Raw genomic sequence first — 20,521 nt, 5'->3', positions numbered from 1 at the left:
CCGACACCCTGCCCGTCACCGAGGACGGCCGCACCGAGTGGTGGGGCGGCCGGCAGCACTTCTCGCACTCCAGCGCCACCTACCGGCGCTACGCCGCCGCCATCACCGAGGACCTGGCCGCCCGCTACGGCGGCCACCCGGCCCTGACGATGTGGCACATCAACAACGAGTACTGCACCTTCGACTACGGCGACCAGGCCGCGGCCGCCTTCCGCCGCTGGCTGCGCGAGAAGTACGGCACGCTCGACGCCCTCAACGAGGCTTGGGGCACCGCCTTCTGGAGCCAGGGCTACGACACCTGGGACGGCATCCTGCCGCCCCGCCTGCCCCACTACATGCGCAACCCCGGCCAGGTCCTGGACTTCCGGCGCTTCACCTCCGACATGCTCCTGGAGTGTTACACCGCCGAGCGGGACATCGTCCGGCGTCACACCCCGCACCTGCCGGTCACCAGCAACTTCATGCCGCTGTGGTTCGGGCAGGACGCGTGGCGCTGGGCCGGGGAGGAGGACGTCGTCTCCGTCGACGTCTACCCCGACCCGCGTGACCCGCTCGGCGCCCAGAACGGCGCGCTCGTGCAGGACATGACCCGCTCCCAGGCACGCGGGCCGTGGATGCTCATGGAGCAGGCGGCCGGACCGGTCAACTGGCGGGGCGTGAACCACCCCAAGCCGCGCGGCCTCAACCGGCTGTGGTCCCTCCAGGCCGTGGCCCGGGGCGCCGACGCCGTCTGCTACTTCCAGTGGCGGCAGTCCCGGCAGGGCGCGGAGAAGTTCCACTCCGGCATGGTCAGCCACGCCGGGGAGGAAGGCCGTACGTACCAGGAGGTCAAGCAGCTCGGCGCGGACCTGGCGAGGATCGCCCCCCAGGTGGCCGGCCGGCACATCACCGCGAACGTCGCCGTCCTGCACGACTGGAACGCCTGGTGGGCCGGTGCCCAGGACGGTCGCCTGTCCAGTCAGGTGGAGTACCCGGACGTCCTGCGCGCCTGGCACCGCGCCCTCTGGCAGGCGCACCTCGCCACCGACTTCGCCCAGCCCGAACACGACCTGACGCCGTACTCGGTGGTCGTCGTGCCCCAGCTGTACGCGCTCACCGACGCGGCGATCGACAACCTCCTCGCCTATGCCCGCGGCGGCGGCACCCTCGTCTGCGGCTTCCTGACCGGCGTCGCCGACGAGGACGACCGGGTACGGCCCGGCGGCATGGACGCCCGGCTGCGGGAGCTGTTCGGCATCCGCACACTGCACGAGTGGTGGCCGCTGGACGCGGGGGAGACCGTCGCCTGCGAGGGCTTCCGGGGCACGCTGTGGTCCGAGGAGATCGAGCCCTCCGACCCCGACGACACGACCCGCTACAAGGGCGGCGAACTGGACGGCATGCCCGCCGTCCTGCGCAAGGGCCGGGCCTGGTACGTCTCCACGCTCCCCGAGCCCGAGGCCCTGCGCGAGCTGCTGGCCCGGATCGCCGGCGACGCGGGCGTCCGGCCGGTGCTCGACGGCCTCCCCGAGCAGGTCGAGGCCGTACTCCGCGGCGAGGTGCTGTTCGTGCTCAACCACGGCCGCGAGCCGGTGACCGTCGAGGTCCCCGGCACCCATCACGACCTGCTGACGGGGACGGCCGTCACCGACCGGGTCACCCTCGGCCGCTACGGGGCGGCGGTGCTGCGGCCATGACCGATTCCGCCCCCGTCCACGGCACGTGGGAGCCGCACCCGGCCGCTCGCTGGGAGGACGGCTTCCTGAGCGGCAACGGCCACCACGGCGCTCTTGTGTTCGGCGAACCGGACGACGAGCGCGTCGTCGTCACCCACCACACCCTGGTACGGCCCAACGGCAGGGATCCCCGGCCCCCGCAGCTCGCCGCGGACCTCCCCGCCCTCCAGGACCGCCTCCTGGCGGGCGACACGACGGCGGCCGAGAGCTTCACGGACGGACGGCCGCACCAGTGGGTGCAGCCCTTCCACCCCGCCTTCCAGGTCCGGCTGCGCCGGCCGCCGGGCGACTGCCCCGGCTACCGGCGCGACGTCGACTTCACCACCGGTGTCGTACGGGCCACCTGCACCGGCTGGACCAGCCGCGTCTTCGTCTCCCGCGCCGACGACGTGATCGTCCAGCAGGTCACCGGACCCGGCCTCACCCTCGACGTCGACCTGGACCACCGGCTGCCCGGTGCCCCCGCAGGACTGGGCGTCGGCCATGGAGCCGTCCTCACCCCCGGGGGCGCCCTGCTGAGCCTGCGCGCCCGCTACCCGGACAGCGACCTGGCCTGCACCGGCGTCACCCTGCTCGCCGTCACCGGCGGCACGACGACCCTCACGCCCCCCGGCGTGCACGTCGAGGGAGCCCGCTCCGTCCTGCTCCTCACCCGGGTGCACCGGCACACCGGCGAACTGGACGTGGTCCGGGAGGGGCGTGCCCTGCGCGACCTGCTCACCGAGTACGACGAGCTCCTCGACCGCCACGCAGTCCTGCACCGCACCGCCTACGAGCGCGTCACCCTCGACCTGGCCGCCGACGCCGCCGAACGGGCGCTGTCGGGCTCCGAGTTGCTGAAGCGGCCCCGCAGCGCCGCCCTGCCGGAGCGCCTGTTCGCGGCCGGCCGCTACCACCTGCTCTCCGCGAGCGGCCTCTTCCCGCCCCGCCTGACCGGACTGTGGACCGGCGACTGGAACACGGCCTGGTCGGGTGCGTTCACCAACGACGCCAACCTCAACCTCCAGACCGCGTCGGCCGCTGCCGCCGCCCTCCCCGAGGTCACCGAGGCCCACGCGAACCTGATCCACCGCCAGCTCCCCGACTGGCGCGACAACGCCCGCGCCATCTTCGGCACCCGGGGCGCCGTCGCCCCCGCCCACACCGACGGCGAGTCCGGCCACTCGTACCACTTCAACCGCGAATACCCGCTGCACCTGTGGACCGCCGGCGCCGACTGGCTGCTCAAACCGCTCGTCGACCACGACGAGACCCACGGCACCCGCGACCCGCGCACCGCCGCCGCGCTCGCCGAAGTCGCCCTGTTCTACGAGGACTTCCTCACCCGCACGGACGAGGACGGCCGGCTCGTCGTCGTCCCCTCCTACTCACCCGAGAACCGGCCCGCAGGCGCGAGCTGGGGCACCCTCAACGCGGCCATGGACCTCTCCGCGGCCCGCCACGCCCTGCGCACGGCCGCCGCCTACCACCCGGGCCCCGACGCCGACCGCTGGCAGGCCCTGGCCGACCGGCTCCCACCGCACCGGATCAACGACGACGGAGCCCTGGCGGAATGGGCCTGGCCGGGCCTTACGGACTCCTACGACCACCGCCACCTCAGCCACCTCTACGGCGTCTGGCCGCTCGAAGAGATCACCCCCTACGACACCCCCGAGCTCGCGGCCGCCGCGCACCGCGCCCTCGAACTGCGCGGCGCCGAGAACGACTCCGCGCACGGACACCTGCACCACGCGCTCATCGCGGCCCGGCTCAGGGACGGCGACCGCGTCGCCCACGCCCTCGGCCAGGTCCTGGACGGCGACTTCTTCCACGCGTCCCTGATGAGCGCCCACTACCCGAACCGGAACGTCTACAACGCCGACGCCGCGCACACCCTGCCCGCCGTGCTCATCGAGATGCTCGTGCAGTCGACCCCCCACCGGCTGGTCCTGCTGCCCGCGCTGCCGACGGCGTACCCGAGCGGCGCACTGCGCGGTGTGCGCACCCGCTTCGGGGCCGAGATCGACCTCACCTGGTCCCCGGACGGCGCGGCCGCCGTCATCCGGCCGGGTCGCACCCACCGCGTCGAACTGCGGACTTCCTCCGGCACGGAATCCCTCCACCTGGTCGCCGGAGAAGACCACGTCCTCACCCTGAGGGCGAGGTAGTTCCCCCATCCCCCCACCCATGGAAGGGACACCATGGCATCACGCACCTTGAGCAGAGTCGCCAAGGCCCTGCTCGCCCCCGCCCTGGCACTCGGCGCCACCATAGGCCTCGCCTCCGCCCCCGCCTCCGCGGCCGTCTGGAACTCCTGCGACCAGTGGGGCAACACGAGCCTGAACGGCTACACGCTCTACAACAACATCTGGGGCTCCGGCGCCGGCAGCCAGTGCGTCTGGGCCAACTCCGGCACCAACTGGGGTGTCTGGGCCGACCACCCCAACACCGGCGGCATCAAGTCGTACCCGAACTCCAAGAAGGTGATCAACAAGTCGATCGACTCGCTGCGCTCCCTCTCCAGCAACTACAACGTCTCCGTCCCGTCGTCAGGCGCGTACAACTCGTCGTACGACGTCTGGGACACGGACTACGACTACGAGATCATGCTCTGGGTGAACTACAACGGAGCGGTCGGCCCGATCGGCACCTCTCAGGGCTCCGTCACCCTCGGCGGCCACACCTGGAACGTCTACAAGGGCAGCAACGGCAGCAACGAGGTCTTCTCGTTCCTGCGGACGTCCGACTCCAACTCCGGCACCGTCAACATCCTGCCGATCCTGAAGTGGATCAAGGACACCAAGCGCTGGATGGGCAACGAGACCATCGGTGACGTCCAGTTCGGCTACGAGGTCACCTCGTCGTCCGGCGGACTCAACTTCACCACGAACAACCTGACGGTCAGCAGCAGCTGACGCCTCCCGGGGCCGGGGCCGGCCGCGCCGAGCTTCAGGCGCGGTCGACCTCGGCCCGCAGCGCGTTGTAGTCCGCGAACGCCGACTCGACCTCGGCGCGGGTCAGGCCGTAGCGGGCCAGGTCGTAGGTGTGCTTGCGGGTGCCGTGGGGGCGGGCGACGGCCGCGGGGAGACGGGCCGCGTCGGCCTCGGTCCAGGGGGCGCCGACGGCCGCGTAGAGCTTCGGAGCGCCGGTCGCGGGGTCGGAGCCGAGCCAGGAGTACGGGGCGTCCACCAGTTGCTCCGCCGGGATGGCGGCCCGGGCCGCGAGGCCGCGCGTCATGGCACGGCTCAGCAGGCCGAGCCAGGTGGCGCCGATGCCGGCGAGGTCGAGCGGGCGGGTGCTGACGGCCATACCGTGCTCGATCAGCGAGCAGAAGGACGCCACGACGGTGACCGGGTCGCGGTGGCACCACACGATCGTGGCGTCGGGGAAGACCGTGCGCAGCGCGTCCAGGTTCTCCAGGTGCATCGGGGACTTCATCACCCAGCGCCGCCGCGGACGGCCGTACTGGAGCACCTGGTAGACCTGCTTGAGGTACCGGTAGTCGGCGGTGAAGTCCCGCTCGCAGTGCCAGGCCAGGTACTCGGGGATACGGGCCTGGGAGAACGGCATCAGGGCGTGCGGGAGCGCGAACGTGCACTCCTCGGGTCCCTCGGCGGCCATCGCGTGGATGTCCCGGAAGCGCGGCGCGAAGAGGTCCGTGCCCTGTACCAGCCGGCGCCCGGCCGCGATCGCCTTGCGCCGCTGCCGGGGCGGCAACTCCAGGTCGGGCCCGAGCAGTTCCCACAGCAGGGGACACCGGTGCTCGTCCGAGATCGACAGCACGGAGTGCGTGACCGTGGTGGCGGTGCGCGGCAGCCCCACGACGAACACCGGCTTCTCGATCGGCTCCCGCTCGATCTCCGGATGCTCGGCGATCAGCCGCAGGACACGGGCCCGGTTGGTGAGATGCCGGCGCACGTGGACCTGCGCCGACTGCCAGCCGACCGGGGTGAGGTTCTCGGCCTTCGCCCACCACCCCAGCAGCGACCGGAAGCCGTCGACGAACTCCCGGTCTCCCGGCGCCTCACCGGCCTCCACCACGATGCGGTCGAAGATCCGGCCCGGGTCCCGACGGGAGCCGAAGCCCGGCCGCAGCAACAGGTTCGCCAGAGTGAGGGCGAGCGGTGACGTGGACACGCAGGAAACCTATCCTCTCGAACACGCCTGTGGTGGACCGAAGTTGGACGAACAAGCGGAAGGGGTGGCCGGAAGACCTCCATCGATCCGGCCACCCCTTCCGACGCGGCTACTCCGCTACGGGCAGCCGCGCCCCGTCCCGCAGGAACAGCGGGATGCGGTCCAGCGGGGCGTCGACCGTCACGGACCGGCCGCCCTCGTACGTCTCACCCGTCCACGCGTCCGTCCAGGCGGCCCCCGCCGGCAGGTACGCCGTACGGGCGGTGGCGCCGGCGGTGAGCACCGGGGCGACCAGCAGGTCCGGGCCGAAGAGGTAGGAGTCGTCGACCGACCAGGTGGCCTGGTCGTCCGGGAACTCCAGGAACAGCGGCCGCATCACCGGCAGGCCCTCCTCGTGCGCCTCCCGCATGACGCGCAGCACGTACGGCTTCAGGCGCTCGCGCAGCCGCAGGTACTTCTCCAGGACGGCCAGCGCTTCCTCGCCGTACGACCACACCTCGTTCGGGCCGCCGGTCATCTCCGGCCCCAGCGGCATGCCCGGGTCGCGGAAGCCGTGCAGGCGCATCAGCGGGGACAGCGCGCCGAACTGGAACCAGCGGACCATCACCTCCCGGTACGCAGGGTCGTCCGGGTCGCCGCCGTGGAAGCCGCCGATGTCGGTGTTCCACCACGGGATGCCCGACAGCGCGGTGTTGAGGCCGGCCGCGATCTGGCGGCGCAGGGTCGGGAAGTCCGTGCCGATGTCACCGGACCACAGGGCGGCGCCGTAGCGCTGACTGCCCGCCCAGGCCGAGCGGTTGAGGCTGACGACCTCCTCCTCACCGGTGGCGACGAGCCCCTCGTAGAACGTGCGGGCGTTCTCGGCCGGGTAGATGTTGCCGACCTCCAGGCCCGGGCCCGCCCAGTAGCGCAGGTTCTCCTGGAAGCCCGGCTTCAGCTCCGGCTCGCAGGCGTCCAGCCAGAACGCCGTGATGCCGTACGGGTCGAGGTAGTTCTCCTTCACCTTCGACCACACGAACTCCCGGGCGTCCGGGTTGGTCGCGTCGTAGAAGGCCACCTGGACCGTGGAGGCGACCTCCTTGTCGGGCCAGTCGGCATGCGCCATCGGGCCGTACTGGGTGCCGATGAAGTAGCCGCGCTGCTCCATGACCGGGTGGTTCTCGCTCAGCGGCGACACCGACGGCCAGACGCTCACCACCAGCTTGATGCCGAGCTCCTCCAGCTCGCGCACCATCGCCGCCGGGTCCGGCCACTCCTTCGGGTCGAACTTCCACTCGCCGAGGTGCGTCCAGTGGAAGAAGTCGCAGACGATCGCCGAGATCGGCAGGCCCCGGCGCTTGTACTCCCGTGCCACCGCCATGAGTTCGTCCTGGGTGCGGTAGCGCAGCTTGCACTGCCAGAAGCCCGCCGCCCACTCCGGCAGCATCGGCGTCCGGCCGGTCACCGCGCTGTAGCGGCGCTGGGCGGCGGCCGGGTCGCCCGCCGTGATCCAGTAGTCGATCTGCCGGGCCGAGTCGGCGACCCACCGGGTGCCGTTGTGCGCGAGCTCCACGCGGCCGATCGCCGGGTTGTTCCACAGCAGGGTGTAGCCGCGGCTGGAGGTCAGCACCGGGATGCCGACCTCGGCGTTGCGCTGGACCAGGTCGAGGACCAGGCCCTTCTGGTCGAGGCGCCCGTGCTGGTGCTGGCCGAGGCCGTACAGCTTCTCGTCGTCGTACGCGGCGAAGCGCTGCTCCAGCCGGTGGTGGCCGTTGCCGACGGCCGTGTAGAGGCGGGAGCCCGGCCACCAGAAGTGGGCGCGGTCCTCGGCGAGCAGCTCGGCGGAGTCCTCCGTCCGCAGGAAGCGCACCAGGCCCTCGGCGTTCACCTCCACGGTGAGCGCGCCGACGGTCAGCTGCCCGCGCCCGTCCTCGATCTTCACCGTGGACGGTGCCGCGGGGGCCTCGTCGAGGAGCGCGCCCGGGAGCCCTTCGAGCACCGGGCCGCCGAGCCGGGCCCGCACCCGGACCGCGTCCGGACCCCACGGCTCGATCCGTACGGTCTCCTGACGGCCGCTCCACTCCAGCGCGCCGCCCCGCTCGCGGAACGTGCCGACGGTGGGGGAGGACTGCGCCAGACTCACCTGGGGCTGGGTTTCAGCAGGCTGATTCACGTGGCGGGCTCCTGTGCTCCTGGGGGAGTGCAGACAAAGGTGTTCAGACAGAGCTGTGAAGACATGGCGGTGCCCTGGGAGGAGGGCGATGGTCAGGGGAGGGGGTGTGCCTACGGCCGGGTGGGCGCCGGCCCCGTGCTGCCCCGGACCGTCAGCTCGGGCGCGATCAGCACGACCTCGTCGCTGCCGCGCCCCTCGAACTTGGCGACCAGGTGTTCCACGGCGTGCCGGCCCATCTCCTGCGCGGGGATGGCGACCGACGTGAGCCGCACCGAGGCCTGCGTGGCGACCTGGTCCGGACAGATCGCGACCACCGACACGTCCTCCGGCACGGCCCGGCCCTGCTGCCGCAGCAGCGCGAGCAGCGGCTCGACCGCCGACTCGTTCTGCACGATGATCCCCGTGGTCCCCGGGCGTTCGTCGAGGATCCGGGCGAGCGTCACGGCCATCGCGTCGTACCCGCCGTCGCACGGCCGGTGCAGCAGCCGCACGCCCAGCTCCCGGGAACGGGACCGGAGCCCGTCCAGGGTGCGCTCGGCGAAACCGGTGTGCCGCTCGTAGACGGCCGGGGCCTCGCCGATGACAGCGATGTCCTGGTGGCCCTGCTTCGCCAGGTGCTCCACGCACAGCGCGCCCGTCGCCCGGAAGTCCAGGTCGACGCAGGTCAGCCCGGTGGTGTCGGCGGGCAGCCCGATCAGCACGGAAGGCTGGTCCGTCGCGCGCAGCAACGGCAGCCGCTCGTCGTCGAGTTCGACGTCCATGAGGATCATCCCGTCGGCGAGCCCGCTCCCGGCGACGCGGCGCACCGCGTCCGGGCCCTCCTCACCGGTGAGCAGCAGCACGTCGTACCCGTGCGTCCGCGCGGCGGTCGCCACCGCGATGGCGATCTCCATCATCACGGGCACGTACATGTCCGTGCGCAGCGGGACCATCAGCGCGATGATGTTCGACCTGCTGCTCGCCAGGGCACGGGCCCCGGCGTTCGGGTGGTACCCGAGCTCGCGGATGCTCCGCTCGACCCGCTGCCGGGTGTTCGCGGAGATGGACCGCTTGCCGCTGAGGACATAGCTCACCGTGCTCGCCGAGACTCCGGCGTGCTGGGCGACCTCGGCGAGGGTGACCATCCAGCTCTCCAAGCTTTGTGAAGCGCTTCGACGATGCGCGTTTCTGATATGGGTGGGTGAGGGTGGTTCGACAGTAGCTCCAGCGCGAGTACGTGTCCATAGGTTGTCGAAGCGCTTCGATACCTATTTCTCAGGGGACCCCCGACTCCTGGCCGGCACCCTGATGCAACACCGTCGTCAGGCCCCCGACAAGTCCGGGAGCGTTCCGCCCCCTTCGGCTGAACGGACGCGCGAGGACTGGTGGGAGCGTCCGGTTTCGGGTACCAACGATCCAGTAGCACTGATCGGTAACGTACGGTCCTCAACAGCCCTATATGCGGCGAGGTGACCCTCATGTCCGCTTCTACCACCCCCTCTTCCCGTCCCGCCGTCACCGAGCGGGAGGCCCGTGAGGTGGCGGAGGCCGCCCGGGAGCAGCACTGGCGCAAGCCCAGCTTCGCCAAGGAGCTGTTCCTCGGCCGCTTCCGGCTCGACCTCATCCACCCCCATCCCCTGCCGGCCGACGAGGCGGCCCAGCGCGGCGAGGAGTTCCTCGCCAAGCTCCGCGACTTCGTCGAGACGAAGGTCGACGCGGCCCTCATCGAGCGCGAGGCCCGCATCCCCGACGAGGTGATCAACGGGCTGAAGGAGCTCGGCGCCTTCGGCATGAAGATCGACACCAAGTACGGCGGACTGGGCCTCACGCAGGTGTACTACAACAAGGCGCTCTCGCTGGCCGGCTCCGCCAGCCCCGCGATCGGCGTGCTGCTCTCCGCGCACCAGTCGATCGGCGTGCCGCAGCCGCTGAAACTGTTCGGCACGCAGGAACAGAAGGAGCGCTTCCTGCCGCGCTGCGCGCGCACGGACATCAGCGCCTTCCTGCTCACCGAGCCCGACGTCGGCTCCGACCCGGCCCGCCTCGCCACCAGCGCCGTGCCCGACGGGGACGACTACGTCCTCGACGGCGTGAAGCTGTGGACCACCAACGGCGTCGTCGCCGACCTGCTGGTCGTCATGGCCCGGGTCCCGAAGAGCGAGGGCCACAAGGGCGGCATCACGGCCTTCGTCGTGGAGACCAACTCACCCGGCGTCACCGTCGAGAACCGCAACGCCTTCATGGGCCTGCGCGGCATCGAGAACGGCGTCACCCGCTTCCACCAGGTCCGCGTCCCCGCCGCCAACCGCGTCGGCGAGGAGGGTCAGGGCCTGAAGATCGCCCTGACCACGCTCAACACCGGACGGCTCTCCCTGCCCGCCTCCTGCGTCGCGGCCGGCAAGTTGTGCCTGAAGATCGCCCGGGAGTGGTCGGCGGCCCGCGAGCAGTGGGGAAAGCCCGTCGCGCACCACGAGGCGGTCGGCTCCAAGATCTCCTTCATCGCGGCCACCACCTTCGCCCTGGAGGCCGTGACGGACCTGGCCTCGCAGATGGCCGACGAGGACCGCAACGACATCCGCATCGAAGGCGCCCTCGCCAAGCTGTACGCCTCCGAGATGGCCTGGACGATGGCCGACGAACTCGTCCAGATCCGCGGCGGCCGCGGATTCGAGACGGCCGAGTCCCTCCGGGCCCGCGGGGAGCGCGGCGTCCCCGCCGAGCAGATGCTGCGCGATCTGCGCATCAACCGCATCTTCGAGGGCTCGACGGAGATCATGCACCTCCTCATCGCCCGCGAGGCCGTCGACGCCCACCTCTCGGTCGCCGGCGACCTCATCGACCCCGAGAAGTCCCTCGGTGACAAGGCGAAGGCGGGCGCGAACGCGGGCGTCTTCTACGCCAAGTGGCTCCCGAAACTGGTCACGGGCCCCGGCCGGCTCCCGGCCGCCTACGGCGAGTTCAAACGCGAAGTGGACCTCTCCGGGCACCTGCGCTACGTCGAACGCACCTCCCGCAAGCTCGCCCGCTCCACCTTCTACGGCATGTCCCGCTGGCAGGGCCGGATGGAGTCCAAGCAGGGCTTCCTCGGCCGCATCGTCGACATCGGCGCCGAGCTGTTCGCCATGAGCGCCGCCTGCGTCCGTGCCGAACTGCTGCGCAGCCAGGGCGACCACGGCCGCGAGGCCTACCAGCTCGCCGACGTCTTCTGCCGCCAGTCCCGCATCCGCGTCGAGGAGCTCTTCAACCGCCTGTGGACCAACACCGACGACCTCGACCGCAAGGTCGTCAAGGGCGTCCTGTCGGGCACGTACGAGTGGCTGGAGCGCGGCATCGTCGACCCGTCGGGCGAGGGACCGTGGATCGCGGACGCGACACCGGGACCGTCCCGGAAGGAGAACGTGCACCGGCCGATCCGGTAGCCCGGCCCCCATGGGGGCGCGAACCGCTGTGGCGCGCGCCCCCAGGAAGGGGATGCGCTGTCCTCACACACGATGCTTACGGCAACAATGGAGCAATGAGCGACAGTCCAGCCCCCCTCGCCGACCCGCACCTCGTCTACGACCCGGTGGCGGGCGACGGCCCGAAGGACGTGGTGATCCTCGGCTCCACCGGGTCCATCGGCACGCAGGCCATCGACCTCGTGCTGCGCAACCCCGGCCGGTTCCGGGTCACCGGCCTGTCCGCCAACGGCGGCCGGGTCGCCCTCCTCGCCGAGCAGGCGTACCGGCTGCGGGCGCGCACGGTCGCGGTCGCCCGCGAGGACGTCGTACCGGCCCTGCGCGAGGCGCTCACCGCCCAGTACGGCACGGGCGAGCCGCTCCCCGAGATCCTCGCCGGCCCGGACGCGGCCACGCAGCTCGCGGCGTCCGACTGCCACACCGTCCTGAACGGCATCACCGGCTCCATCGGCCTCGCCCCGACCCTGGCCGCCCTGGAGGCGGGCCGCACCCTCGCGCTCGCCAACAAGGAGTCGCTCATCGTGGGCGGCCCGCTGGTCAAGGCCCTCGCCAAGCCCGGGCAGATCATCCCGGTCGACTCCGAGCACGCCGCCCTCTTCCAGGCCCTGGCCGCCGGCACCCGCGCCGACGTCCGCAAGCTGGTCGTCACCGCTTCCGGCGGCCCCTTCCGCGGCCGTACGAAGGCGGAGCTGGCCCACGTCACCGTCGAGGACGCCCTCGCGCACCCCACCTGGGCCATGGGCCCGGTCATCACCATCAACTCCGCGACCCTCGTCAACAAGGGCCTGGAGGTCATCGAGGCGCACCTCCTCTACGACATTCCCTTCGACCGCATTGAGGTGGTCGTGCATCCCCAGTCGTATGTCCACTCGATGGTTGAGTTCACGGATGGATCGACACTGGCCCAGGCGACCCCGCCCGACATGCGCGGGCCCATCGCCATCGGCATCGGCTGGCCCGAGCGGGTCCCCGACGCGGCGCCCACCTTCGACTGGAGCCAGGCCTCGACCTGGGAGTTCTTCCCGCTCGACAACGAGGCCTTCCCCTCGGTGAACCTGGCCCGGCACGTCGGCGAGCTCGCGGGCACCGCCCCGGCGGTGTTCAATGCGGCCAACGAGGAGTGCGTGGAGGCGTTCCGTCAGGGCGCACTGCCCTTCAACGGGATCATGGAGACCGTCACCCGGGTCGTCGACGAGCACGGCACCCCGCGTACGGGAACCTCACTCACCGTGTCGGACGTCCTCGAAGCGGAGACCTGGGCGCGGACCCGGGCCCGGGAACTGGCGGCACAGACGGCGGAGGCCCGTGCATGACGACCCTGATGTTCATCCTCGGCATAGGCCTCTTCGTGGTCGGCCTGCTGTTCTCGATCGCGTGGCACGAGCTGGGGCACCTGTCCACCGCCAAGCTGTTCGGCATCCGCGTGCCGCAGTACATGGTCGGCTTCGGCCCGACGATCTGGTCGCGCAAGAAGGGCGAGACCGAGTACGGGCTCAAGGCCATCCCCTTCGGCGGCTACATCCGCATGATCGGCATGTTCCCGCCCGGCCCCGACGGCCGGCTGGAGGTCCGCTCCACCTCCCCCTGGCGCGGCATGATCGAGGACGCCCGCTCGGCCGCGTACGAGGAGCTCAGGCCGGGCGACGAGAACCGCATGTTCTACACGCGCGCGCCCTGGAAGCGCGTGATCGTGATGTTCGCGGGCCCCTTCATGAACCTGGTCCTGGCCGTGGCGCTGTTCCTCACCATCCTGATGGGCTTCGGCATCACCCAGCAGACCACCACGGTCAGCTCCGTCTCCCAGTGCGTCATCGCGCAGAGCGAGAACCGCGACAAGTGCGAGAAGGGCGACCCGGCCGCCCCGGCCGCCGCCGCGGGCCTCAAGGCGGGCGACAAGATCGTCTCCTTCAACGGCGTCAGGACCGACGACTGGAACAAGCTGTCGGACCTGATCCGCGCCAACCCCGGCAAGGAGGTGCCGATCGTCGTCGACCGCAAGGGCCAGGACGTCACCCTGCACGCGAAGATCGCCACCAACCAGGTCGCCAAGAAGGACTCCGCCGGACAGATCGTCGAGGGCCAGTACGTCCAGGCCGGATTCCTCGGCTTCAGCGCCGCCACCGGCGTGGTCAAACAGGACTTCGGCGAGTCCGTGACCTGGATGGGCGACCGGATCGGCGAGGCCGTCGACTCCCTGGCCGCCCTCCCCAGCAAGATCCCGGCCCTGTGGAACGCGGCCTTCGACGGCGCCCCGCGCGAGGCCGACTCCCCGATGGGCGTGGTCGGCGCGGCCCGCGTCGGCGGCGAGATCTTCACCCTCGACATCCCGCCCACCCAGCAGCTGGCCATGGCCCTCATGCTGGTCGCCGGCTTCAACCTCTCCCTGTTCCTGTTCAACATGCTCCCGCTGCTGCCGCTCGACGGCGGCCACATCGCGGGCGCCCTGTGGGAGTCGCTGCGCCGCAACACGGCCAAACTCCTGCGCCGGCCGGACCCGGGCCCCTTCGACGTGGCGAAGCTCATGCCCGTCGCCTACGTGGTCGCCGGGATCTTCATCTGCTTCACGATCCTGGTGCTGATCGCGGATGTGGTTAACCCGGTGAGAATCTCCTAGTCATACGGCGTTCGTGGCGGCTCGGCATACTTTGTGCCGGGCCGCCCCCCATCGGATGGCAACGCGGGTGGGATGTGCCCGCGCCAGGGCATGTGCCGTAATCTCGAAGCTCGGAGCCCGCTGCTCACGGGACCGGACCTTGATCCACGACTTGGGGTTGCACAGCAGATGACTGCGATTTCTCTCGGCATGCCGTCCGTTCCGACCAAGCTCGCCGAGCGCCGGAAGAGCCGCCAGATCCAGGTCGGGTCCGTGGCCGTCGGCGGAGACGCCCCTGTCTCGGTCCAGTCGATGACGACGACGCGTACGTCCGACATCGGCGCGACCCTCCAGCAGATCGCCGAACTCACCGCCTCCGGCTGCCAGATCGTCCGGGTCGCCTGCCCCACGCAGGACGACGCCGACGCCCTCGCCACCATCGCCCGCAAGTCGCAGATCCCGGTCATCGCCGACATCCACTTCCAGCCCAAGTACGTCTTCGCCGCGATCGAGGCCGGCTGCGCGGCGGTCCGCGTCAACCCCGGCAACATCAAGCAGTTCGACGACAAGGTCAAGGAGATCGCCAAGGCGGCCCGCGACCACGGCACCCCGATCCGCATCGGCGTCAACGCGGGCTCCCTCGACCGGCGCCTCCTCCAGAAGTACGGCAAGGCGACCCCCGAGGCCTTGGTCGAGTCCGCCCTGTGGGAGGCGTCCCTCTTCGAGGAGCACGACTTCCGGGACATCAAGATCTCCGTCAAGCACAACGACCCGGTCATCATGATCGAGGCCTACAAGCAGCTCGCCGAGCAGTGCGACTACCCGCTGCACCTCGGCGTCACGGAGGCCGGCCCCGCCTTCCAGGGCACGATCAAGTCGGCGGTCGCCTTCGGCGCCCTGCTCAGCCAGGGCATCGGCGACACGATCCGCGTCTCGCTGAGCGCGCCCCCGGCCGAGGAAGTGAAGGTCGGCATCCAGATCCTGGAGTCCCTGAACCTCAAGGAGCGCGGCCTGGAGATCGTCTCCTGCCCGTCCTGCGGCCGCGCCCAGGTCGACGTCTACAAGCTGGCCGAAGAGGTCACGGCCGGCCTCACCGGCATGGAGGTCCCTCTCCGCGTCGCCGTCATGGGCTGCGTCGTCAACGGCCCCGGCGAGGCCCGCGAGGCCGACCTCGGCGTCGCCTCCGGCAACGGCAAGGGCCAGATCTTCGTCAAGGGCGAGGTCATCAAGACCGTCCCCGAGTCCAAGATCGTCGAGACGCTGATCGAAGAGGCGATGAAGCTCGCCGAGCAGATGGAGAAGGACGGCGTGGCCTCGGGCGAGCCGTCGGTGGCGGTAGCGGGCTGAGCTGTTCCATGCCGTCGGCGGGCTCGCGTTTTCTGGGGGCGCGGGGAACTGCGTGATCAGCCACAGAAGACCCGCACCCGCCGACAAACCGTCCCTCCCGAGCTCCGAGGCGCCCCGCCCAAGCAGCGCGGCTTCCGGGGGCGCGAGGAACTGCGCGACCGGCCACAGAAGACCCGCGCCCGCCGGTAAACCGTCCCTCCCGAGCTCCAAGGCGCCCCGCCCAAGCAGCGCAGCTATAGTGCGGAGACCAAGCAGACCCGAGTGTGTGAGGCCCCGCCCGTGTTGACGCAGACGACCTCCCGGGTCCTCGAACCGAGCGACCTGGACGCCGCGCTCGCCATACTCGACCGCGAGCCCGTCACGAACGCCTTCGTGACGTCCCGCGTGCAGATCGCCGGCCTCGACCCGTGGCGGCTCGGCGGAGAGATGTGGGGCTGGTACGAGGACGGCATGCTGACGTCCCTGTGCTACGCGGGCGCCAACCTCGTCCCGATCTGCGCCACCCCGCGCGCCGTCCGCGCCTTCGCCGACCGCGCCCGCCGAGCCGGCCGCCGCTGCTCCTCCATCGTCGGCCCCGCCGGCTCCACCGCCGACCTGTGGCGGCTGCTGGAACCCCAGTGGGGCCCGGCCCGGGACGTCCGCCGCCACCAGCCGCTCATGGTCACCGACCGCCTTCCGGACGGCATCGCCCCGGACCCCTACGTCCGTCGCGTCCGCAAGGACGAGATGGAGAAGATCATGCCGGCGTGTGTGGCGATGTTCACCGAGGAGGTCGGCGTCTCCCCGCTGGCCGGCGACGGCGGCCTGCTCTACCAGGCCCGCGTCGCCGAACTCGTCGGCTCCGGCCGCGCCTTCGCCCGCTTCGACGCGGACGGCAAGGTCGCCTTCAAGGCCGAGATCGGCGCCGCGACGGACCGCGCCTGCCAGATCCAGGGCGTGTGGGTGGCCCCCGAATACCGGGGGACCGGCTTGGCGGCCCCCGGCATGGCAGCGGTCCTGCGCTACGCCCTGGCCGACGTCGCCCCGGTCGTCAGCCTCTACGTGAACGACTTCAACACGGCGGCCCGCAGGACGTACCAAAGGGTGGGCTTCCAAGAGGTCGGCGCCTTCATGAGCGTGCTGTTCTGACAACGGGAACCCCCCTGTAGGCTCCCCGCCATGGACCTGGTGATCGGCCCCCTCGACCTCTCCGCCCACGTCGACGAGGCCCTGGCAGTCCAGGCCGTGGCCTTCGGCCTCGGCCCCGACGAGGTCGCGGTCCGCCGCCAGATCGTCCTGCGCCACATGACCTACCCGGGAGCCAGGGCCCTCGGCGCGACAGCCGGCGGCGACCTCGTCGGCTTCGTCTACGGCATGCCCAACGACCGCACCCACTGGTGGTCCACGGTCGTGGAGCCGTACCTCAGGGCCAACCACCACGACCACTGGCTCGACGACGCCTTCGTGATCACCGAACTGCACGTCCACCCCGCCCACCAGAACCGCGGCATCGGACGCTCCCTGATCACCACCATCACCGACAGCGCCGCCGAACCCCGCTCGATCCTCTCCGCGATCGACACCGAGAGCCCGGCCCGCGCGCTCTACCGCTCGCTCGGCTACCGGGACCTGGCCCGCCAGGTCCTCTTCCCGAGCGCCCCGAAGCCGTACGCGGTGATGGGCGCTCCGCTGCCGCTCCTGCGCCGCTGACCGATTTCCACCGCCCGGTGCCCCCCGGATAACCTCCTGCCATCACCTACACGCAGCAGGAGCAGAAAAGCCATGGCGAACGTACCGGTCCAGCGCATGTCCCAGTTGATGGCGAAGACGTTGCGCGACGACCCGGCGGACGCCGAGGTCCTCAGCCACAAGCTCCTCGTCCGCGCCGGGTACGTGCGCCGCACCGCCGCCGGAATCTGGAGCTGGCTGCCGCTCGGCAAGCGGGTCCTGGCCAACGTGGAGCGCATCGTCCGCGAGGAGATGGACGCCATCGGCGCCCAGGAGGTGCTGCTCCCCGCCCTGTTGCCGCGTGAACCGTACGACGCGACCGGCCGCTGGGACGAGTACGGCCAGGAGCTCTTCCGCCTCCAGGACCGCAAGGGCGGCGACTACCTCCTCGGCCCCACCCACGAGGAGATCTTCACGCTGCTGGTGAAGGACCAGGCGTCCTCCTACAAGGACCTGCCGGTGATCCTCTACCAGATCCAGCACAAGTACCGTGACGAGGCCCGGCCCCGCGCGGGCATCCTGCGCGGCCGCGAGTTCCTGATGAAGGACTCCTACTCCTTCGACACCGAGGACGACGGCCTCGCCCGGTCCTACGCCCTGCACCGCGAGGCCTACCAGAAGATCTTCGCGCGTCTCGGTCTCGACTACCGCATCTGCGCCGCCACCGCCGGCGCGATGGGGGGCTCCAAGTCCGAGGAGTTCCTCGCCCCGGCCGAGGCCGGCGAGGACACCTTCGCCGACTGCCCGAACTGCGACTTCGCCGCCAACACCGAGGCGATCACCTACCAGCTGAAGCCCGTCGACGCCACGGACGTCCCGGCCGCCGAAGACATCCCGACCCCCGACACCCCGACCATCGAGACCCTCGCCGCCTCCCTCGGCGTCCCGGCCTCGGCCACACTGAAGAACCTCCTCGTCAAGGTCGACGGCGAGATCGTCGCCGTCGGTGTCCCCGGCGACCGCGAGGTCGACCTGGACAAGGTCGAGGCGCACTTCGCCCCGGCCGTCGTCGAGCTGGTCACCGAGGCCGACTTCGCGGCCCGCCCCGACCTGGTCCGCGGCTACGTCGGACCGCAGGGCCTGGACAAGGTCACGTACATCGCCGACCCGCGCGTGGCCCCCGGCACGTCCTGGATCACCGGCGCCAACAAGGCCGGCACGCACACGAAGAACGTCGTCGCGGGCCGCGACTTCGAGGTCGACCAGTACGTCGACGTCGTGGTCGTGCAGCAGGGTGACCCCTGCCCGAAGTGCGGCACGGGCCTCGTCCTCGACCGGGCCATCGAGATCGGCCACATCTTCCAGCTCGGCCGCAAGTACACCGACGCCCTCAAGCTCGACGTCCTCGGCCAGCACGGCAAGCCCGTCCGCGTCACCATGGGCTCCTACGGCGTCGGCGTCTCCCGCGCGGTGGCCGCCCTGGCCGAGCAGACCGCCGACGACAAGGGCCTGTGCTGGCCCAAGGAGGTCGCCCCGGCCGACGTCCACGTGGTCGCCGCCGGCAAGGCCCTCCAGACCGAACTGGCCCTCGACATCTCCCAGAAGCTGGCCGCCGCCGGTGTCCGCGTCCTGGTCGACGACCGCCCCGGCGTCTCCCCGGGCGTCAAGTTCACCGACTCCGAGCTGATCGGCGTACCACAGATCCTGGTGGCCGGGCGGCGCGCGGCCGACGGTGTGGTGGAGCTGAAGGACCGCCGCACCGGCGAGCGCGAGGAGCTGACGGTCGAGGAGGCCGTCGCCCGGCTCACGGCCTGAGTTCCCGCGCCCTGTGAGCGCTCCGGCCCTCCGGAGCGCTCACAGCCAGCCCGCGAACTCCAGCAACAACTCGGCATCCCGCGGCCGGCCGACCCGCCGCGCCCGCACCCCCGACTCCACGGCCCGGAACAGCGTCCACCCCCGCAACCGCTCCTGGTCCACATCGAGCGACTCCGCGAGCCGCTTGATCCGCCGACGGGTCGTCGCCGCACCGGACGGCTGGGCGATCAGGTCCTCCACCCGGTCGCGGACCAGCCGGGCCAGATCGAACGCGCACTCGCCGACCACCGGGTCGGGGCCCACGGCCAGCCACGGCATCCGCTCCCCGGAGAGCACCTTGCTCTGCCGGAACGTGCCGTGCAGCAGCCGGTGTTCGGGCGGCGCGGACAGCAACTCCTCGCGTGCCGCGAGCGCCAGGCCGACCAGCGGGGCCACCTCGGGATCGGCCTGCGCCCGGGCCCGCATCGCCTCGGCCTGCCGTCCGGTCCGCTCGGCCACGGTCTCGAAGGGGAAGTCGGCAGGCGGCTCCACCCACAGCCGCCGCAGCGTCCCCGCCGCCTCCAGCAGTGCCTTCGCCTCCGGCAGCGACCGCACCGACACGTCCGGATGCAGCCGCTCCAGCAGCAGCACGCCCTCGGAGGACGGGGGTACCTCCCCGCTCGGGCGAAGCCGAGAGCCTGGGGGAGGTTCGAGCAGCTGTACGGCCCCCCGTCCGCCCCAGTGCGCGAGCGCGGCCCGCTCCGCCTCCGGGCGGGCCCGGCCCGGCGCCAGCTTCAGCACGGCGGGCGTTCCGTCGGCCGTCCGCACCAGCACGACCAGGCTGCTGCGCCCACCGGGCACCTGCACCCGCTCCACGGTCAACTCGCGTAGCGCGACGGCCTGCTGCGCCGCCTCGGGCAGCTTCTCCAGCCAGTCGTCACCGTCCGGTGCCGTCTCACCGAGCGCCCTGACCAGACGCTTCGGCGGTTCGAAAACCATGCGCGAGTCGTTCCCTTCGTGCTGTCCGCGGTGCGTGCCCTGCGCGGGTCACGCCGTCGGCGCCGCCAAGGGCGGGGCCGTGCCGGCCCGCTCGGCGAGCCCAGGGAAGGCTACGCTCTCGCCGCGCCAGCGCACCGCCCGCACCGCCGCCTCCCGCAGCGCCKCGGCGGCCAGGGCCCGCCGCGCGCCGCCCGCCGCGCGCACCAGGTCCGAGTACACCCCGGCCACCCGGTCCTCCAGCTCGGCGGCGAGCCGCACGGCCGCCGCCGCGTCCGGCACCGGGAACGGCAGGGCGTACCCGGCGGCCGCCGCCGCGGGCCTGCCCCCCAGGTCCTTCACCTCGCGCACCAGCGCGTCCCGGCGCGCCCGGTGCGCGTCGTACGCCGTCCGCGCCTCGGCGCGCTGCCCCTCGCCGATCCGCCCGCCGACGACGCCGTACCCGTACACCGCCGCGTGCTCGGCCGCCAGCGCCGCCTGGAGGGCTCGCAGCTCCCGGTCCTTCGCCTCGCTCACGCGCCACCCTCCGTCAGCAGATACACGTGCGCCGCCCCGGCCGCCGCCACCGAGGCCAGCAGCCGCGCCAGCTCGCCCGGCATGTCGAGCAGCGCCTTGGCCCGCCGGTCGGCGAGCTCCCGCTCCGCCGCGGCGAGCGAGGCGAGCGCTTCCTTGCCGTCGCCCGGCACGGCGGCGGCCGAGGGGGAGGCCGAAGAGGGGGAAGGGG

General features: G+C 71.6%; 15 protein-coding genes and 1 pseudogene. 10 read left to right on the top strand and 6 right to left on the bottom strand.

Going from position 1 to position 20,521, the window contains the following annotated elements:
* The 3 genes from CA983_RS22770 to CA983_RS22760 all read left to right on the top strand — a co-directional run.
* The coding region (locus tag CA983_RS22770; protein ID WP_086602753.1) for a beta-galactosidase at positions 1 to 1,676 on the top strand (1,676 nt) is incomplete at its 5' end.
* Complete coding sequence (locus CA983_RS22765; protein ID WP_086602752.1) at positions 1,673 to 3,862, top strand: glycosyl hydrolase family 95 catalytic domain-containing protein; 2,190 nt, start codon at positions 1,673 to 1,675, stop codon at positions 3,860 to 3,862. The genes CA983_RS22770 and CA983_RS22765, both read left to right, overlap by 4 nt.
* Before the next feature lie 33 nt (positions 3,863 to 3,895).
* Positions 3,896 to 4,609, top strand: coding sequence for a glycoside hydrolase family 12 protein (locus CA983_RS22760; RefSeq protein WP_086602751.1), 714 nt, complete (start codon positions 3,896 to 3,898; stop codon positions 4,607 to 4,609).
* Positions 4,610 to 4,643: 34 nt separating this feature from the next.
* Here the strand turns inward: CA983_RS22760 and CA983_RS22755 are convergent, their stop codons facing one another.
* The 3 genes from CA983_RS22755 to CA983_RS22745 all read right to left on the bottom strand — a co-directional run bounded on the left by CA983_RS22755 (position 4,644) and on the right by CA983_RS22745 (position 9,107).
* Positions 4,644 to 5,831, bottom strand: coding sequence for a sulfotransferase family protein (locus CA983_RS22755; protein WP_086602750.1), 1,188 nt, complete (start codon positions 5,829 to 5,831; stop codon positions 4,644 to 4,646).
* A 109-nt stretch (positions 5,832 to 5,940) separates the two neighbouring features.
* Positions 5,941 to 7,983 (bottom strand): glycoside hydrolase family 31 protein, encoded by a 2,043-nt coding sequence (locus CA983_RS22750; protein ID WP_086602749.1) that lies wholly within the window; start codon positions 7,981 to 7,983, stop codon positions 5,941 to 5,943.
* A gap of 110 nt (positions 7,984 to 8,093) precedes the next feature.
* Positions 8,094 to 9,107 carry a LacI family DNA-binding transcriptional regulator gene (locus CA983_RS22745; protein WP_059419167.1) on the bottom strand — a complete coding sequence of 338 codons (1,014 nt, stop codon included), beginning with the start codon at positions 9,105 to 9,107 and terminating at the stop codon, positions 8,094 to 8,096.
* 333 nt (positions 9,108 to 9,440) lie between these two features.
* Between CA983_RS22745 and CA983_RS22740 the strand changes: the two genes are divergently transcribed.
* The 7 genes from CA983_RS22740 to CA983_RS22710 all read left to right on the top strand — a co-directional run bounded on the left by CA983_RS22740 (position 9,441) and on the right by CA983_RS22710 (position 18,822).
* The gene (locus CA983_RS22740; protein ID WP_086602748.1) at positions 9,441 to 11,381 is read left to right on the top strand and encodes an acyl-CoA dehydrogenase family protein; all 1,941 of its coding nucleotides are present in this window, start codon (positions 9,441 to 9,443) and stop codon (positions 11,379 to 11,381) included.
* A gap of 95 nt (positions 11,382 to 11,476) precedes the next feature.
* Positions 11,477 to 12,733: a 1-deoxy-D-xylulose-5-phosphate reductoisomerase gene (dxr, locus tag CA983_RS22735; protein WP_086602747.1), complete on the top strand. Its 1,257-nt coding sequence runs from the start codon at positions 11,477 to 11,479 to the stop codon at positions 12,731 to 12,733.
* 8 nt (positions 12,734 to 12,741) lie between these two features.
* Complete coding sequence (locus CA983_RS22730) at positions 12,742 to 14,034, top strand: M50 family metallopeptidase (RefSeq protein ID WP_086602754.1); 1,293 nt, start codon at positions 12,742 to 12,744, stop codon at positions 14,032 to 14,034.
* A gap of 168 nt (positions 14,035 to 14,202) precedes the next feature.
* The gene (gene ispG / locus CA983_RS22725) at positions 14,203 to 15,360 is read left to right on the top strand and encodes a flavodoxin-dependent (E)-4-hydroxy-3-methylbut-2-enyl-diphosphate synthase (protein WP_086602746.1); all 1,158 of its coding nucleotides are present in this window, start codon (positions 14,203 to 14,205) and stop codon (positions 15,358 to 15,360) included.
* 279 nt (positions 15,361 to 15,639) lie between these two features.
* Positions 15,640 to 16,488, top strand: coding sequence for a GNAT family N-acetyltransferase (locus tag CA983_RS22720; protein ID WP_086602745.1), 849 nt, complete (start codon positions 15,640 to 15,642; stop codon positions 16,486 to 16,488).
* Between the two features lie 30 nt (positions 16,489 to 16,518).
* Positions 16,519 to 17,049, top strand: coding sequence for a GNAT family N-acetyltransferase (locus tag CA983_RS22715; protein WP_086602744.1), 531 nt, complete (start codon positions 16,519 to 16,521; stop codon positions 17,047 to 17,049).
* Positions 17,050 to 17,121: 72 nt separating this feature from the next.
* The gene (locus CA983_RS22710) at positions 17,122 to 18,822 is read left to right on the top strand and encodes a proline--tRNA ligase (protein ID WP_086602743.1); all 1,701 of its coding nucleotides are present in this window, start codon (positions 17,122 to 17,124) and stop codon (positions 18,820 to 18,822) included.
* Positions 18,823 to 18,861: 39 nt separating this feature from the next.
* Here CA983_RS22710 and CA983_RS22705 read toward each other — a convergent pair whose 3' ends face one another.
* The 3 genes and pseudogenes from CA983_RS22705 to CA983_RS22695 all read right to left on the bottom strand — a co-directional run.
* On the bottom strand, positions 18,862 to 19,800 hold the full coding sequence (locus tag CA983_RS22705; protein ID WP_086602742.1) for an aminoglycoside phosphotransferase family protein: 939 nt from the start codon (positions 19,798 to 19,800) through the stop codon (positions 18,862 to 18,864).
* Between the two features lie 48 nt (positions 19,801 to 19,848).
* Positions 19,849 to 20,313, bottom strand: coding sequence for a ferritin-like domain-containing protein (locus CA983_RS22700; protein WP_086602741.1), 465 nt, complete (start codon positions 20,311 to 20,313; stop codon positions 19,849 to 19,851).
* Positions 20,310 to 20,521 (bottom strand): annotated as a pseudogene (locus CA983_RS22695) (hypothetical protein); the annotation flags it as partial. The pseudogene CA983_RS22695 and the gene CA983_RS22700, both read right to left, overlap by 4 nt.

It is taken from the genome of Streptomyces swartbergensis, assembly GCF_002148965.1.
Classification (GTDB): domain Bacteria; phylum Actinomycetota; class Actinomycetes; order Streptomycetales; family Streptomycetaceae; genus Streptomyces; species Streptomyces swartbergensis.
This window is presented reverse-complemented; position numbering and strand designations above follow the sequence as displayed.